Genomic DNA, 16,205 nt, shown 5'->3' with positions numbered 1-16,205 from the left:
TATACTATGATTCTTTGAAGAGCTCTTAAGACCTAATGTGAAATGCATTAGATCATAAACGAAGAAAATCTACAAATTTTGCAAAAAAAATACCCGATTGACTTATGGATCAACCAGGTATGCAATATGAGATTTTATTTTTCGTATTCTTTCCTTTTTCATCCTCAGAGCCCTTCATATTTGTCATAAACCAATTATTGCAATATGAATATTTTATCTATCATAACACGAACAACAACGATTGTAAATATGTGCCGATTTGTGAATATTAAGAAAGAATTTTGGATACTACTATTTGCATTAAAAAAGCGTATTGTGTAAACAATACGCTTCTGAAAAAATATATTACTTTATGTTGGATAAAAAATAATAACCACTGATTTCTCTTTGTAGTTCTTTGTGTATATTATGTAATTTTTGAATCTTGGATAGCAAAACTCTTTGTTCTATGTTCTTCGAATTGCTCATCCCATTAAGTATTTTTCTTCTATCATTCATTAAGCATTGAATTTTAGTATTCTTTGCTATTTTTTCGGAATCAACATTTGTTCCGAATATTACTTGGATATCCTGCAATACCGCTCTTTTATTTATCGGTTCTTTGTCATCTTGAATTAAATTTATGATTTCTATTTGTTTCGCCTTTGCGATTTTACATAGCTGTCTTGTTTTTAACTCATAGTCCCTAAACACCCCAATTAATGTAGATGATACACTGAGCAAATATTTTTGAAAATCATCATCATTTTTATATTCTTCATATAGGTTTAACCATCCATCAAACTGTTGTAAATCATGTGTTTTCTTTTTTTCTTTACTGCTCCAATCATTTGTAATAAAGACTATTTTAGTTTTGGGATATTCTTTTTTAAATTGTATTACCTGTAAGCAGAATTGGAATTCCAACTCGTTTCTGCATTGGCTTAAAAATATACATTTTCCTTGCTCAATGCAGCTTTGAATTGCATAATTCATAGCATCTAAATAGATTTCTGGATCATATTTTGTGGTATAATTGAGATTGTATCCACTGAAATATGGAAGCGCAAAAAGAACAGTTTTCTTTTTATTTCTTTGAGAAAGACATTTGATTTTCATTGTCTGTATTCCTTTTTTTCCTACTTCTTTTACGATTCTTAGCCATCGCCGTTATGTCTGATTGAGTCACATTTTGGGCAATATCATTCGCGGCCTGGGCAATTAATTTTAAGATATGTACTTGATTACTATCATAGATGACCGCTAACCTTTTTATTTCTTTCATCGTGATATCCATTCTGGATAATTGCTGTATGATCTGATAATTTTCATTCTGTATTTCGTTATATTCTTGGCTCTTAAGAACATTTTCCCGAATCATTTTGCCATAATGGTAACTATAACATAGCTTTAATGATTTCTGAAAATCTTCATCAAAACCAGAATTAAATAGTAGATCGTAATGCAGCCCATTGCCAATATCAGATTTACTGCGATCATCAAAAATATTAATAAAAGAACAATGGTATTCTTTCGCCAGCTTTACAATAGTAGATACGACGAGATTTGACAGAGCAAAATTCCCAATAATACACGATACCTTTTGAACTACAGAATCCAAAAACTTTGTGTAATTATAATAGTTTTGATTCTCAGTGAAATAATAGCTGCCATCCATTTTCTCCTGTATAGACACGAAATCTGTTTGGTTCACAAAATTCCGCCAGGAAACCATTTCTATATTTTTCTTTTTTAAACAGACAAAATATACCTTAATGGGATAATCCTTTTTTAGTTCCAGCAACTCTTTTGCACAGCTTATTTCAAAGGCGTTATGGCACATACACAAAAATGTATCATACCCTTTTTGAATGACTTTCCGCAATTCATATTGGATTTCATTCATTTGATAATAACACTTTGTTTGAGCGTTATAAGTCTGGGAATAGGAGGCTATCAGAGCTGTTTTTTCTTTTTCTAATTTTAAAGACTCAATTTCATGGTATTCCATTTGTTCGCTCCAGAGCCTTTCCTTAAATATGGATGGTTTTGCTGTATACAGTTACAGATTCTACGATAGATCCAGAACTGCTGTACACAAGTACAGTTGTCTTTGCCCGGTAGTATCCTGATACTGATGTGGAATATATCGTGGATAAAACTTTGGCTCCATTTCCAGGATTGTACGTCCGGCTGTTGGATCTCATGACACTCCAATTTGAATTGTTGGTGGATTTTTCTATGTAAACATTCTGTACGATTTTGTTTGAGCTGAACGAAACATAATTTCCGCTTCCTGTAAACGTGTTATTATTGTAGCTGATATCGCACCACACCTGATTCAGATAATCCAAGTATGGGGTTACTTCTTCTGTGTTCCCATTGCATACAAACGTTTGGCTGGTTTGTTGTGGTTCTGCCGCATAAACCGTTGTTGCTGTAGTTGACACTAGCATAACAGAAGCGAGACATGCGGATAAAATTTTTGTTTTTAATTGTTTCATTTTCCTCACCTTTCTGGCTGAACACTCTTTGCCATTTGAATTAATATATCTTTATCAGTTCCGCTTAAAGTCCATATATATGTATTATCAGTAAACACAATACTATATGTGGTCTTATTATCGAAACTTTTCGTCAATAATTGGGCTTCCATCTGATCAAGCCAAATTGTTTCTGAATCAGTATTCTCCATATCCAATACTCCCCCAGATTCCTGCGGTTGTTGCGTGAAATAGATCTGATTTCCTGATTCATTTGCTGTATATTCAATAGTTACCATATTATTGGATGATATTTGCAAATTCGTTTGTGTGTAGTCCTCTGGAATCTCCGGTGGATAAATTTCAATATCCCCTATAACTTGGCTATAGCCATGGACAACGCCATACTCATTGTCTATTCCTGCCAAGATATCAATCGCAGCCCGTCGAAATGCTCCGACAGAACAAACTGCAATCAATAGAACCATTAATAATATGGATAGCACAACTGCAATTCTGCCAACCCATCTGATTTTTGGATGAGGTTGGCTTTTTTTAAATTCTTTGTTTAATTTACGCCGAAATCGATTCAACTGTTCCTTATTTAATTGAAATTTTTCTTTTTCAGAAAGAGCGTCATTTTTATTTTTTAGTTCATCCCCAAGACTATTTGTGAAATCTTCTATACTGTACATTAATAACATTTCATCATTGAGTTCTTGGATTTTATTTATCCGTTCATTAATTGTCATTTAAGTTTTCTCCCTTTATCAGTTTGAGAGCCTTTTTCCTGGCTCGGCTTAGATATACATGGATACTATTTGAAGGTATTCCCATAAGCTTTGCAATATCAGTTAGCTTCATATCAAGAAAATAGAAATAAAGCAACAGATCCCTATCACGTTCATTCAGTTGAGATAAAACACTTAATATTTCTATTCTGGAAAACTCCTGTTCCGAGCTGGAATCGGTATAATTCTGTATTATTTTTGTCTCCAGTTTCTGAAGCCGGTGCTGCTTGCGTTGGTATTCAATTGCTACAGTCTTAAGAGTATAAGTTAAATAAACAATCTGTGCCTTTTCTTCTAAACTCCTCAATGTATCAACGTACTTGATCAGCTTCAGGAAAGTCATTTGAATCAAATCATCCGCATTATCATCGCCACAGAAAGAAATGGCCGTATACTTCATAATTGGATAAAACTTACGATACAGGCTTTCAAAAAACTCACGATCATCCTCATTGTTTAACAGATTGAAAAATAAAATCATTTCTTTTTCCTTTTTTCATTTTAGGTGTTCTGTTTTTGCAGTCCCAAACCGTTTTTAAATATAGAGGTTTCTTTTTGATGCAAACGTTCTTGTTTACTTAAATGATAAATTGTTATTTATGGCATATGGAATTTTTGAATGGTCTGGATACAATTTCTGCAAAGCAAAGACCCGTTAATTTCATGTAGGTCATCTTCGGCCTTACAGATTTTGCATTGTTTTGGAATTGGCGCAAGGATAATTTCATCATTTTCCATCCAGATATCAATATCTGTTTCCCCATCGGCAATACAAAATGATTTTCGTAATTCTTTTGGAAGAACAATCCTTCCCACTTTATCGAGATTGCGAACGATTCCTGTTGATTTTCGAATACTCATATTTCCTCCTACTTCACAAAAAGATGAATTAATCATTTTATTTTTATAATAATGACGAATAAAACACCATATTAAATTAAAAAAATAATTATAATTATTATTAAGGTGATTTATTTGATAATTTTATAGAATTAAAGATGAATAATTCACCTTTAATGGATAAAAAAATTTATTACTAAAAATATCAATCTATAATACTATATATGGTGATAAAATGAATGCTGAATTTTTTAGACAACGATTAATTGAATTACTAGAAAAAAATCAAATACCACAATCAAGAATGAGCTTAGAGCTAGGACGTAGCCCCAGCTATATTCGTGGTCTTACTTCTGGTCGCTCACTTCCTAAAATGGATGCGTTTTTTGATATTTGTGAGTATCTGAATATAACTCCAGCAGAATTTTTTGCACCATTAAATGACAGTTCTGTAGTAGAACAAACAACCAGTGATTTTTTGAAATTATCTTCAGATAGTAAATTAGCATTGAGAGATATCATTAAAAGGCTTAAATAAAAATTAATACTTTTACATTATAATCCATTTATTTCTAATTGTAGCATAAAATTTCATAAACTGCAACCATATTTTTTAGTTATAGTTTGTTCTTTTTCCTAGAATTATATTCTATTATTAAAAGTAATTATAAAAGAGGAGGGTTCAGTTATGAAATTAGACTATCATGTTATTGGTCAACGAATTAGATTAAAAAGACGTGAACTGAATCTAACTCAAATGAAATTAAGTGAACTTATTGATGTAAGCGAAACTTATATGTCAGAAATTGAGCGTGGAAAATCGAAAGTAAGTTTACAAGTAATATCCAATATAGCTAGAGTGCTTCATACAAGCTTGGACTATTTAGTCTTTGGAATTCCAGAAGAAGAATTAAAAATGGATATGGATAGCTTATATCAAGATATTTTAAATTTATCCCCTGAAGAAAATAGAAGTTTAAAAGCATTTTTAACAGCATTAAAACAAAAATAGCTAACCACTTAATTAATATAATACATGATAATTCTTTTAGAAAGATAGAATCTACAAAATAAATCATCCACGTAAACTTGATTTTTGCGTGGATTTTATTTTTGACATTATAAAAAAATATAATTTAATCACAACTTACTAACTACTGAAAGAGCCGCCTGTAATTTAAGCGACTCTTGCTCATTGTATACTTATTTTTGCAACAACCTGTCTTAGGGTGTTACCGATAATACCTTTATTTTCAATAGAGCGATGTTTATTTTGATTGTCAACCAGTTTGAATCTTTTCAAACTGGTGTTTTTTATGTTTTTCCTTTTAGAAAAGCTTCAGGATGGATCACATGGTCGTTGACTGGGTCGAGGGCAAAAAGGGCGGGGTCGGTCAACATAATTCCCCATTGAATCGAGAAATGGCCGAATCTTCTTCGGAGAGTATCGACAGACTCCTCCAGCCATTCCTGCTTCTGCCGTTTCGCTGCATCCGCAAACAGAGATAACTGCTGTGTAGCCTGTATCACAAAATTAAAAGATTATACACCTAAACTTTTTATTGGGGGTTTCTGGTTTGTACATCTAGAAAAAACTATAAATTTGAAAAATTATTTAGATGCCATAGAAAGTCACATAGCTAACAAATTAAAATTGTAATAGATAGATTAAAGAATATTTGTCTTTGAACCGGTTTATAAAACGATTTTTTAATTATATCTAAATATCAAAAACAAGGAGGTATATATAATGGAAAATAAATATATAAATATTTACAATTTTAAAATTGAACCAAGACAGGAAGTAACATCAGGTGCCCAATTTTCCTATATCATAGACGGTACATGGCATAACTTCAGTGGTAAAGTAGAAAACCAATTATTAGATGGACTCAGGATTACCACCAATGCCAGTGATTATTATTTAATGTACCGTACGAAAAATGCGGGTGAAAGCGGATACTATCCAAGTGTAAGCAGTAGAGGTTCTGACTTTGCTGGTTCCAGTACGGGTAAAAAAATGCACTTACTGCAAATCAAAGCACATAATAACTCTGGAGCAGAAACATCGGATGTAGTAGTTATGTACCGTGTCCACGCTGATTTCAAATGGCAGCCATGGGTATGCAGCGTAAACAATTTGTCTATTATGCAAAGTATCCAGAACCAATATGGGTTAGATGGTAAATTAGATACAAGCGGAGATGATTTCGCTGGTATTGATGGATATATGGTCAGTGGTGTTGAGATTCGTATTTTCAAGATAGGATCTACAGGTGGTTCTGGTGGTGGTGAAATCACATCAGGTGCCCAATTTTCCTATATCATAGACGGTGCATGGCATGACNTGATGGATATATGGTCAGTGGTGTTGAGATTCGTATTTTCAAGATAGGATCTACAGGTGGTTCTGGTGGTGGTGAAATCACATCAGGTGCCCAATTTTCCTATATCATAGACGGTGCATGGCATAACTTCAGTGGTAAAATAGAAAACCAATTATTAGATGGACTCAGGATTACCACCAATGCCAGTGATTATTATTTAATGTACCGTACGAAAAACGCGGGTGAAAGCGGATATTATCCAAGTGTAAGCAGTAGGGGTTCTGATTTTGCCGGTTCCAGTACGGGTAAAAAAATGCACTTACTGCAAATCAAAGCACATAATAACGCTGGAGCAGAAACGTCGGATGTAGTAGTTATGTACCGTGTCCATGCTGATTTCAAATGGCAGCCATGGGTATGCAGCGTAAACAATTTGTCTATTATGCAAAGTATTCAAAACCAATATGGGTTAGATGGTAAATTAGACACAAGCAGTGATGATTTCGCTGGTATTGACGGATATATGGTCAGTGGTGTTGAAATTCGTATTTTTAGGCAAGGCAGTACCGGAGGCGGTTCAACTGAAACACCAACAGGAAAGTATAAAATTATTGATGCTCCGTTTATTGCACAAAATCCAAAATGGCCTACCGGATGTGAAAGCGTTAGTACTGTAATGGCTTTGAATTACATTGGGAATAATATAAGTGTCGATACATTTATTGATAATTATCTGGATATGCAGCCTTATCCATTTGATCCAAATGAAACTTTTGGCGGTAATCCAAGAGATGGTGGAAGTTATGGATGTTATGCACCAGTTATTCAAAAAGCATTAAATAAAATTTTGCCGAATACAGGCTACTCCTCAAAAGTATTGAGTAATGTATCATTACAGGAATTGTGCTCCAAATATATTGACAATAATATTCCTGTAATTATGTGGGCAACTATGTCAATGAGAAAACCTTATGTCAGCAAAATATGGAACTACAATAATAGAGTAATAAACTGGATTGCTCCAGAACATTGTTTGTTGTTAGTCGGCTATGATGATAACAACTATATCTTTAACGATCCATTAGAACATAAGCAAACATACTACAGTAAGTCTTCTGTAGAAGCTGCTTATGATGGATTAGGAAAACAAGCTATTATACTCGAAAAAAATGAACCTGTCACTCCTCCATATATTTATGAGAGACCTTCTATTCCAAATGTTAAACCAGAAAATATCTCTATTTTATCATTAATACCACAATTTATAGAATTAGAAAATTTGTATAAACAATATCATGATGATAAGATTAAAAATGAACCTGGATTACAAACAACTCCAACTCATATTGTATTAGGAATGGTAAATTTTATTAGGTCACAACAATATGATGAATATGAATGGTATTTCACAACAATGCGCCCAATTGATACTGATTTTGTTAATAGAGTGAAACAACATGTACCAACAGGTTCAGATAAAACACTATTTGAACAGATGGAACCGTATATTCAAAAAGGAACAAGATTACTTGTATCAGATGGAGATAGAGGGTTAATTGATCTAGCGCATATGGCAGCTACTATAGATGCATATATCAATGAAGGTCTGCCACCACACTTTTGGGCCGGTTGGGGTGGAGACCTAGCGACTGGAATGGCAGACACAACAAAAAGTATTAATCCAAATGTTTCATTTAATGAAATGCAAAAAATGGCAGATCGAATAATCGGAAATGAAGATTCAAGTTGTAATTATAGTGATTTCTGTTCAGATTTTGATGCTTATAAAATCAGTACTAAAATTAAAGAGTCTTATGGTACAAGCAACTGGAATTTTCATATATTTTCTGATATAATTCAATCATACTATACAAATTATTATCCATTATTCTCCAATCGCTTCAAATGGATTACAGAAGAATTGAATTGCTCTACTGATTTGAATAGTTTAAAAGATGCAATTTATTCTGCAATGAATGGTTTAGACGAAAGAGCTCCACTTTTTGGGTTGCTAGTTTTAAAGGCAAACAATCCTTCAGATAAAGTAAATAAAGCTTGCTGTAATTCTTTTTCAAATTATATTTATTCTATTCTTAATGAATAATATATTTTGACAAAAATATGCTAAATAAAAAAGATGGTTTCTATTTGAACTGCTCCAAAATGTGCAGACAGAACAAAAAAGGCTACTATGGTAGTCAATATTAAATTCTAAGCAACAAACTGACTTCGTTTTTCAAGCGGAGTCAGTTTTGTTTTTGTATAAGAAAACCTCCTATGGTAATTTCTTTAAGTTTACCATAGGAGGCCTTTTTTTACTATTGTCTGTTTTTACTGGACTTGTTCAATAGAAACCGCCTTTTAATTTAATTATGAATCTTTAAAAATAAAATTTTATGTAAAATTTTGTGATGAAATATGACAACAAATAAAATACTATAAAAATACAAGCATATAAAACATTTGCTTTAATATATGGAAAAACGTTCATATATTCATATAACAATATACTGCTTAGGGATGGGATACACAATGTAAACCAAGTTATTAAAAAAAACAATAGACTTAATATTAAAAATTTTAAACAAGAAATATTGTATTTTTTTATTGCGCGATATCCCAATAATAATCCAAAAACAAATTGACCTAAATAAATGGTAGGATAATAAATTATAAATCCCCAAAAATACATCCATCCGCTATTACTTGGCAGTATATATACTATCATCATTATCAAAGCAACAAAGGCATCATAAATTAAAAAATCGCGTATTGCTTTTAACATAATATATACCTCCTAATGATTTAAACTCTCAATCCCTTATAGTATTTCTTTCTTACTCTACTTTTTGTATTACATCATCATTTGATATCCATCCTTTAGGAATATCAAAACTAAAAGAAATGTATCCGTTTTTATTATTTTGGGTAATATTATCCATTGAAAGTGGACATAAATTTTTTAATTGCATTTTTCATTTTAATTCTCCTTTTTTATTTTTATTATAACATAAAGCAATAGAGAAAAATATAGGTAATATGTCAAACAAAAGGATAAACAGTGCAATTTTATTTGACAGTAAAGGGATAAAAGTATCATTTCAACATTTTATCATAAGGCTGGAAACTGAAAATAGGGTTTCCAGCCTTGTTTTTTGCATATTTTATATTTTCCCTTTTAAAAAAGCCTCTGGATGGATTACATGGTCGTTGACTGGATCAAGGTTCGAAAGTTCCGTGTCAGTTAGCATAATCCCACGCTGTATGGAAAAATATCCAAATCTTCTTCTCAGGTTGTCGATGGATTCCTCCAAGCATTCCTGTTTCTGCCGTTTTGCTGTGTCCGCAAACAGAGATAACTGCTGTGTGGTCTGTACCATCAAATTGCAGGCTCTTACCCCCAGACTGCGCACCGGATTTTCTGGTCTGTGCATTTGATACAGGGCATATGCCTGTTGAAAGAGTTCCTTCGCCGTACAACTTGGATACAATAACCGTCCCTGCCGTTCATAGGATTTCAACTGATTATCCCGTATTGTAATTTGCACGGTACGGCACAGAAAATCAGCAGCCCTCAGCCGTTCCGCCACGCTCTCCGAGAGTACATACAACGTAATTTTGATATCATCATCGGTAATTAAATCTCTGGGGGCGGTGGTGCTGTTCCCGATGGTTTTGATAATCCGGTTGGAGTCAAAAGTACTGACCTCAGAAGTATCCATCCCATTGGCAAACAGCCAGAGCATGATTCCATTTTTTCCAAGCAATCGGTAAAGAAAATCTTTGTTTGTCCGTGCCAAATCCCCGATGGTGTGGATACAGTGATTGGACAACTTCCGTTCCGTAGCCTTCCCTACATAGAGCAGGTCTCTAGCTGGCAGCGGCCATACTTTTTGCTGAAAATGCTGTTGATCAATCACGGTGGTTGCGTCAGGCTTTCTCATATCTGAACCTAACTTCGCAAATACTTTGTTGTAGGAAACTCCCACGCTTGCTGTTATGCCTAATTCAAACTGAATCCGTTTCCGCAGCTCGTCTGCAATCTGTTTACCCGAACCAAACAGTTGGGTGGAACCGGAAACATCCAACCAACATTCATCCAAACCAAACGGTTCCACCTGGTCAGTATAATCCGAATAGATATCCCTGGCGATCTCAGAATAACGCATGTACAAATCATAGTGGGGCGGCGTAAACACAATCTCTTTGCATTTTTTCTTTGCCATCCAAAGAGGGTCACCCGTCTGGATACCATAAGCTTTTGCCTGGTAATTCTTTGCCAATACAATTCCGTGCCGTTGCTCTGGATCGCCAGCCACAGCCACTGGTTTTCCTCTCAGCTCTGGATTGTATAAGCACTCGACACTGGCGTAAAAATTATTCAAATCGCTGTGCAGAATTACTTTTTGCTGCAACTGATTCACCTCTTTAAAGAACATCTGTTCTTATTATAAAGGTTTTTTCTTAAATTTTCACTGGAAATATCTTCTAGGCAACAGTATACACCAGAGAGGGAAACTCTCCACGCAAAATTTCTGATGTACTGTTGGAATCCTCAATCCATTGCTCAATCTGATTTGGCAATAGAACAACGGGCATCCGATGATGAATCTCCCGTATGGATTCATTCCCCTCTGTTGTCAGGATGACGTACCTCTGTTCTCCTTTGTATTCGTTGTAGATTCCAGCCATATATAAAACATTGCTTTGAGGCAATAAAAAACGGTATTTCTGATGTGCTTCATCTTGACTCCATTCATAGAATCCGGTAGATGGGATCACGCAACGACGGAAAATAAGGCTCTCACGGAACATCTTTTTCTCAAACGCTGTTTCTGAACGAGCGTTTATGATAACTCCTTTATTTTTGAAATGGGGAAATCCCCAAATTGCAGCATCTGGATGAATACTACCGTTTTCCTGTTTCAGAATAGGTGCGATATTGGTAGGAAAGATTTCTCCAGTTTTCATCTCCACGCTGGGATGCTTCGCGCTTACTTCCTGAATGATTTTTAAGATTTCCTTGTTTTGTTCATCGGTAAATAAACTGTAACGTCCACACATATTACCCTTCCTTCCCTTCTACGAACCATCGGGGTTCCTCATAAAACAAATAGGTTTGATGTCCATTGATTCTAATAGTATAGCGAATTCCCTGACCACCAGCTTTCAGACTGGCAGCTCTCCTTCGATCCAATACACGGTCAATAGGAAAAATAGTCCCATCCTCCCACCTAATTGACAAAGGTGTCAGGTTTCCCTCAGTATCAAATTTTGCGGTAACCTCTACAAATACCTTCCTAGCCAAATAAAAACCTCTTTTCCTGTTTTTATTATCCTTTGCATTTATTAAGATTGCTATACGAAATAAAAAATATATAAAATACAATTATCTTTTCTGTAATCATATATCTTTACTATGATGAGTTCCCTTTCTCCTGTCATGATGACAGGTACCACCTTTCCGATGGAAAGTGATTTTTTCTTGTTTATTTTAAGGTGAATAATAGGCTATTTTCCCTTTAAAGTATCCATGGAACAAAGAATTGTTTCTTCGAATTGATGAATCAAAATATTTTTTATAACTCTATGGTCTATTTTGGACTACTCAATAAATTTGGATATTGCTTTTTTATCATTTTTTTGCATGATATAGATTGAGTCTTTCTAAAAAATTAATTATTTCTATTTTTAATAACCCTAAATTGTTATTGTATATTGATCAAAAAATATCTCCAGCCTTTCTTTTAGAAAAGCTGGAGATATTTTATATGAGAGAAAAGAGAAATAGAAATTTACTATTGATTATTTTTTCTTACGAGTGAGTAATAATGATGCACCAGCCAATGTGATGGCTGTCAAGCCTGCGATTGGAGCGAAATCCCCTGTTTTGGCTGCATTTGCTTTTGGTGTGGTGGATTCCTGTCCAGTTTGAGTAGCTGTATCATCAGTAGATGACGTTGTTTCTTCTGAAACAGTTCCATCTACTGCTACTAACTGATCCATTGCAGCTTGCACATTTGTTACTGCTGCATCTACTTCTTCCTGGCTTGCGTTTTCATTGTTATATACATCCTTTGCTTCCGCTACTGCTGCTTCTAATGCTGCGTAGCTCTCCGTTGTGTATGCATTCGCATCCACTTTGCCTGCTTCCGCAAGAACATCTTCTAAAACAGACTTATCCGCTTTGAATCGTAAATTCAGCATTGCGTTTAATAAATCATCCGCTACTTGGTTGATTTCTGCCTGCATGGCGTCGCCATCTTCATATACTGCTACTGCTGCTTCCAATGCTTCGGTAAATTTTGCTTTTCCCGCTTCTACATAACGGTCAAGTTCTGCATTGATTTCATTTGCTGCTTCAATCAAAGATGCCAGTTCTGTTTTATCCCCAGCTACAAATCCTAATTTGTGAATTTCATTCAACAGTGTTTTCCATGCTGCATCCACTTCTTCTTGAGTTGCTGCTACATTGTCGGCTACTGTTTTCGCATTTTCTAAAGCAACATCAAAGGATTTCTGTACACTTTCAATGGCATTGTCATATTCTCCGCTTGCTTTCGCATTTTCCGCATAAGTAATGACAGAATCCAAAATAGATTTATTACTTTGTATTTCAGCTATTGGAACTTTTGTATAAGTGATCAAACTAGTATTTCCTACCATTCCATAATTATCTGAAGTTACTGGAATCAGCCATCCACTATATCCATTTTCCGTAAGTCGATTTCGCAGGCTACTGGTCACTCTTACTTCAATACTATTTTCTCCAGGAACTACAAACTCACTAATATCCGCTGTAGCGTTATCCATATTAATTGGAACTTGAGTACCATTGATAAACAGTGCTACTGTGCCGCCTGATACAGAATCGGCCTGAAACACAAGACCATCTTGTTCTAATTCCCAATCTTCTGGCAAAGCAAAAGTATTGCGATAGGTTCCTACGCCGGATACATAAGGACCTACGGATTCTATGTCTTTCCACGGAATCAGTTCAGTTTTCCCTACATGGATTAGCTCTTTTTTGGTTGTATAAGCAGCTTCAGTGGTAGTGTACCCTAGTCCTCTATCCTCTGTACGGGTTATTTTTTCTCCTGGTTTCCAGTCTTCTATCGTTAAGTCCCAATTATCAAGGTTGATATCCTCTGGAGCTTGTACCTCAACCTGATAGGTTGTTCCATCACTATAGGAGAGTGTTGTAGTACCACTTTGTGTTACATACATACTAGAATCTGTAACCTGATATACATTGTCGGTGGTGGCCACAACAGTTGGTTGGGTTTCGTCTGCACCATTTGGATCTAATGCAAATACCATAATATCTCCAGGTCCGAGGTCAACATTGAGGATTGTTCTGCCATCTTTGTAAGTATACACACCTGTTTCTTTTACTTCACCTGTCCAGGTATCTAAAATATATGGTTTATAAATACCATCTACAGAAACTTGACCAATATAGTTTTCGGTATCAGTGTACATATAATTATATAAATATAGATAGGTTACATCATCGTCTTTCCGTAAAACAGAAAGCAGATTTTGTTGGTCACTCTCCACATATTCCGCACGTGGATGGACACCTAGCCCAATTAAAGCATCGTATGCTTCCGCCTGCGTTTGTACACTTGCCACATTATCTAACGTTCTCATTTGATCCATGATTTGTTTTAGTTGTTCATCTTTCCCATCATTAAATCCAGTAGTAATTGCCGCACCCTGATTATACTTTGTAATATCTGGATGGACGTCTTCCTCTGTCGGCCCGTCTATTAACACAACAGGGAGCCCAGATTCTGCCCATCGCAACAGTACCTGAGCACTTTCATAAGGCATCTCTTCTTCAAATACAATTAAGGCCTGGTATGCTGCGCTATCTGCCTGAACAACACCATTGTTGTAGGTGATGTCCTGATCTTGTAAAAGATTAGGTGAGAAATAATCATAAGTATAACCTGCATCCTGTAAAGCAGTATCTTTCCAATAGATTCCTTTATGTTGGCGTAAATGGTTGGTATCATAACTATCAGTAGCATTCCAATAAGAACAGTCCATCATATATTCATTTCGTAAAATGCCTATATCCATTTGGATAGACCCTTGACGTAATACTTTTTGTGTTCTAGCTACATGGCTGTTAAACGCTGGATAATCAATGGAATTTGGTTGACGTTTGTTAAAACGCTCTGAAAAAACAGCACCCATTCCTTCATATCCAGGCCATTTTACATTTTGTTCCGGACCATATTCAGAAGAATAGCCATGTACTACAGTACGTTGAACACCGGCTGCAAATTGAGTATAAAAAATCTGTCTGAAATAATCGTTGTTATACAAATAGTTTCCACTGAAAATAGCACCAGTTTCAGAAGAATATAATTTATCGTATAAATGAGCTCCACCCGCTTGTCCGCGGAAACGATCCAGTTCAGAGAAAAACTCTAGAGACTCTGTTTCAACATAGTCAACTGATTTAATTGGCTGAGATAACTCAAACAACTGGCCATAAGAAGTTTCCGCACGTAAGGTCATACCAAAACTGTGCAGCCATTCCCGAATTGGTTCCAGACAGTTTTCCATATACAACTCTGTATTGGTCTGATAAGTATCTCTGCGGATTTTTTCTGTCAGTCCATTGTCTCTATTTTCGCTTTCTACTTCGTATTTATACTCAGGAATAGGTGTTCTATTTGCAATAATTAATGGTAAATATTTTGTTAAATCATAGCCGCGACGCTTTTCAAACTCCCGTAAATAATCCTCACTCCAAAGCTGCCCTGCGGTATCCTGTCCTTTTGTACGTAGTTCCAAAGAATCCATATAAAGGGAAACATCACCATTCTTTTGAATTTGTTCCCTTAAATCTTCTGTAAGAACATTTTCCTCCCAATAATCAATTAATGCGTTTGCGCCGTCTTTGGTCAAATAATTAATGGTATAGGATTTTCCAATAGATGGTTTATAGTTTTCAGCAGTACCATACTGCCAAAATACAAAAACTGTATAATTTCCATCAGTAGGAGCGGTATAATCAATACTCCAAATTCCATTTTCATCCTGTGTTGCAGAATCTGTAATATCTGTTAGAGAATCTTCACTCAATAGAGGTATCCCATCATCTGCTGTCCCTTGTGACTTCGCAACAATTACTTTTTCCAAACGCATTTTTGTCGCGCCTTCTGGAAGTCTTACTTTTGGCAATTCACCAGAATAATGTTCTCCTCCTGCCAGATCAATGGTTTTATATCCCAGTTCCTGGGATGCCGTCTGATCATCTGGTGTAATATTAACTAAATTAGCGGTTGCCCAGTTTGTTCCACTGGTAAAACTCACACCCATTCCTAACTTTGTACATTCTTCTACAATTAAATGGGAATCATGAATCCACTCCTCCGATCCCCACGCATAGGTAGCATCATCCAAATAAGCAGATTCGTCCAATGTCACAAACTCCAACGCACCAAATCCAGAATCATATAGTTCATGGATTGATTCAATTAAAGTTTGATCTGTGTGGGATCCTTCTGCCAACCACCACCTTGCTTCAGGCTTATAATCCATTTCTACATTTTGAAAGCGGTCGCTGATTTTTTGTGCAAAATCCTCCGCCTGTACTGATTGCGCCCCTACGGATAATACAGTACCAGCCGCTAGAGACACACAAAGGACAGATGCAAGTAATTTGCTCAACATGTTTTTGTTTTTCATGGTAATTCCTCTCTTTCTTTGATCAATTGATCAATATTTTATTAAATTGTATCATTTTTTTAGTTACTATAGTATGA

Annotated in this window: 16 protein-coding genes; 3 read left to right on the top strand and 13 right to left on the bottom strand. The window is 35.2% G+C overall.

Annotated elements, in window-relative coordinates; all coding sequences use genetic code 11:
• Window positions 1-345 precede the first annotated feature (345 nt).
• The 6 genes from BQ2683_RS09460 to BQ2683_RS09435 all read right to left on the bottom strand — a co-directional run bounded on the left by BQ2683_RS09460 (window position 346) and on the right by BQ2683_RS09435 (window position 4,114).
• Window positions 346-1,098 carry a hypothetical protein gene (locus BQ2683_RS09460; RefSeq protein ID WP_069988769.1) on the bottom strand — a complete coding sequence of 251 codons (753 nt, stop codon included), beginning with the start codon at window positions 1,096-1,098 and terminating at the stop codon, window positions 346-348.
• Complete coding sequence (locus BQ2683_RS09455) at window positions 1,067-1,990, bottom strand: hypothetical protein (RefSeq protein WP_069988768.1); 924 nt, start codon at window positions 1,988-1,990, stop codon at window positions 1,067-1,069. Before BQ2683_RS09455 ends, BQ2683_RS09460 begins: the two co-directional genes overlap by 32 nt.
• A gap of 22 nt (window positions 1,991-2,012) precedes the next feature.
• Window positions 2,013-2,483 (bottom strand): hypothetical protein, encoded by a 471-nt coding sequence (locus BQ2683_RS09450; protein ID WP_069988767.1) that lies wholly within the window; start codon window positions 2,481-2,483, stop codon window positions 2,013-2,015.
• 5 nt (window positions 2,484-2,488) lie between these two features.
• Entirely contained in the window at window positions 2,489-3,214 is a 726-nt protein-coding gene (locus BQ2683_RS09445; RefSeq protein ID WP_069988766.1) for a DUF4367 domain-containing protein, read from the bottom strand.
• The gene (locus BQ2683_RS09440) at window positions 3,204-3,734 is read right to left on the bottom strand and encodes an RNA polymerase sigma factor (RefSeq protein WP_069988765.1); all 531 of its coding nucleotides are present in this window, start codon (window positions 3,732-3,734) and stop codon (window positions 3,204-3,206) included. The genes BQ2683_RS09445 and BQ2683_RS09440 overlap by 11 nt, the downstream gene beginning before the upstream one ends.
• A gap of 116 nt (window positions 3,735-3,850) precedes the next feature.
• Window positions 3,851-4,114 (bottom strand): AbrB/MazE/SpoVT family DNA-binding domain-containing protein, encoded by a 264-nt coding sequence (locus BQ2683_RS09435; protein WP_069988764.1) that lies wholly within the window; start codon window positions 4,112-4,114, stop codon window positions 3,851-3,853.
• A 214-nt stretch (window positions 4,115-4,328) separates the two neighbouring features.
• On the opposite strand from BQ2683_RS09435, the gene BQ2683_RS09430 reads away from it, so the two are divergent.
• Together BQ2683_RS09430 and BQ2683_RS09425 are read left to right on the top strand one after the other, a co-directional pair.
• Window positions 4,329-4,631, top strand: coding sequence for a helix-turn-helix domain-containing protein (locus tag BQ2683_RS09430; RefSeq protein WP_069988763.1), 303 nt, complete (start codon window positions 4,329-4,331; stop codon window positions 4,629-4,631).
• 150 nt (window positions 4,632-4,781) lie between these two features.
• Complete coding sequence (locus tag BQ2683_RS09425; RefSeq protein ID WP_069988762.1) at window positions 4,782-5,105, top strand: helix-turn-helix domain-containing protein; 324 nt, start codon at window positions 4,782-4,784, stop codon at window positions 5,103-5,105.
• Between the two features lie 302 nt (window positions 5,106-5,407).
• Here BQ2683_RS09425 and BQ2683_RS09420 read toward each other — a convergent pair whose 3' ends face one another.
• The gene (locus BQ2683_RS09420; protein ID WP_069988761.1) at window positions 5,408-5,623 is read right to left on the bottom strand and encodes a hypothetical protein; all 216 of its coding nucleotides are present in this window, start codon (window positions 5,621-5,623) and stop codon (window positions 5,408-5,410) included.
• A gap of 828 nt (window positions 5,624-6,451) precedes the next feature.
• Here BQ2683_RS09420 and BQ2683_RS09410 point away from each other — a divergent pair.
• Complete coding sequence (locus tag BQ2683_RS09410) at window positions 6,452-8,524, top strand: C39 family peptidase (protein WP_069988759.1); 2,073 nt, start codon at window positions 6,452-6,454, stop codon at window positions 8,522-8,524.
• A gap of 276 nt (window positions 8,525-8,800) precedes the next feature.
• On the opposite strand, the gene BQ2683_RS09405 is transcribed toward BQ2683_RS09410, so the two are convergent.
• The 6 genes from BQ2683_RS09405 to BQ2683_RS09385 form a co-directional block, all read right to left on the bottom strand.
• A complete protein-coding gene (locus BQ2683_RS09405; RefSeq protein ID WP_069988758.1) occupies window positions 8,801-9,205 on the bottom strand; it encodes a hypothetical protein in 405 nt (134 codons plus the stop codon).
• A 52-nt stretch (window positions 9,206-9,257) separates the two neighbouring features.
• Window positions 9,258-9,392: a hypothetical protein gene (locus tag BQ2683_RS13750; RefSeq protein ID WP_268873774.1), complete on the bottom strand. Its 135-nt coding sequence runs from the start codon at window positions 9,390-9,392 to the stop codon at window positions 9,258-9,260.
• A gap of 192 nt (window positions 9,393-9,584) precedes the next feature.
• Window positions 9,585-10,844, bottom strand: a complete 1,260-nt coding sequence (gene dinB, locus BQ2683_RS09400) for a DNA polymerase IV (protein WP_476703393.1) — start codon at window positions 10,842-10,844, stop codon at window positions 9,585-9,587.
• Between the two features lie 64 nt (window positions 10,845-10,908).
• Entirely contained in the window at window positions 10,909-11,484 is a 576-nt protein-coding gene (locus BQ2683_RS09395; RefSeq protein ID WP_069988756.1) for an SOS response-associated peptidase, read from the bottom strand.
• A gap of 1 nt (window position 11,485) precedes the next feature.
• A complete protein-coding gene (locus tag BQ2683_RS09390) occupies window positions 11,486-11,728 on the bottom strand; it encodes a hypothetical protein (RefSeq protein WP_069988755.1) in 243 nt (80 codons plus the stop codon).
• A 497-nt stretch (window positions 11,729-12,225) separates the two neighbouring features.
• On the bottom strand, window positions 12,226-16,128 hold the full coding sequence (locus BQ2683_RS09385; RefSeq protein WP_069988754.1) for a glycosyl hydrolase: 3,903 nt from the start codon (window positions 16,126-16,128) through the stop codon (window positions 12,226-12,228).
• Window positions 16,129-16,205 lie beyond the last annotated feature (77 nt).

This window comes from Massilioclostridium coli (genome assembly GCF_900095865.1).
GTDB classification, from domain to species: Bacteria; Bacillota; Clostridia; order Oscillospirales; family Ruminococcaceae; genus Massilioclostridium; species Massilioclostridium facile.
The sequence above is the reverse complement of the archived record's forward strand: the minus strand, read 5'-3'. Positions and strand labels throughout refer to the sequence as shown.

Coding starts and splice junctions, on each gene's coding strand:
- BQ2683_RS09405 (WP_069988758.1), bottom strand. CDS start 9,205: ATGTTAAAAGCAATACGCGATTTTTTAATTTATGATGCCTTTGTTGCT.
- BQ2683_RS09425 (WP_069988762.1), top strand. CDS start 4,782: ATGAAATTAGACTATCATGTTATTGGTCAACGAATTAGATTAAAAAGA.
- BQ2683_RS09460 (WP_069988769.1), bottom strand. CDS start 1,098: ATGAAAATCAAATGTCTTTCTCAAAGAAATAAAAAGAAAACTGTTCTT.
- BQ2683_RS09445 (WP_069988766.1), bottom strand. CDS start 3,214: ATGACAATTAATGAACGGATAAATAAAATCCAAGAACTCAATGATGAA.
- BQ2683_RS13750 (WP_268873774.1), bottom strand. CDS start 9,392: ATGCAATTAAAAAATTTATGTCCACTTTCAATGGATAATATTACCCAA.
- BQ2683_RS09395 (WP_069988756.1), bottom strand. CDS start 11,484: ATGTGTGGACGTTACAGTTTATTTACCGATGAACAAAACAAGGAAATC.
- BQ2683_RS09450 (WP_069988767.1), bottom strand. CDS start 2,483: ATGAAACAATTAAAAACAAAAATTTTATCCGCATGTCTCGCTTCTGTT.
- BQ2683_RS09455 (WP_069988768.1), bottom strand. CDS start 1,990: ATGGAATACCATGAAATTGAGTCTTTAAAATTAGAAAAAGAAAAAACA.
- BQ2683_RS09410 (WP_069988759.1), top strand. CDS start 6,452: ATGGTCAGTGGTGTTGAGATTCGTATTTTCAAGATAGGATCTACAGGT.
- BQ2683_RS09430 (WP_069988763.1), top strand. CDS start 4,329: ATGAATGCTGAATTTTTTAGACAACGATTAATTGAATTACTAGAAAAA.
- BQ2683_RS09435 (WP_069988764.1), bottom strand. CDS start 4,114: ATGAGTATTCGAAAATCAACAGGAATCGTTCGCAATCTCGATAAAGTG.
- BQ2683_RS09440 (WP_069988765.1), bottom strand. CDS start 3,734: ATGATTTTATTTTTCAATCTGTTAAACAATGAGGATGATCGTGAGTTT.
- BQ2683_RS09385 (WP_069988754.1), bottom strand. CDS start 16,128: ATGAAAAACAAAAACATGTTGAGCAAATTACTTGCATCTGTCCTTTGT.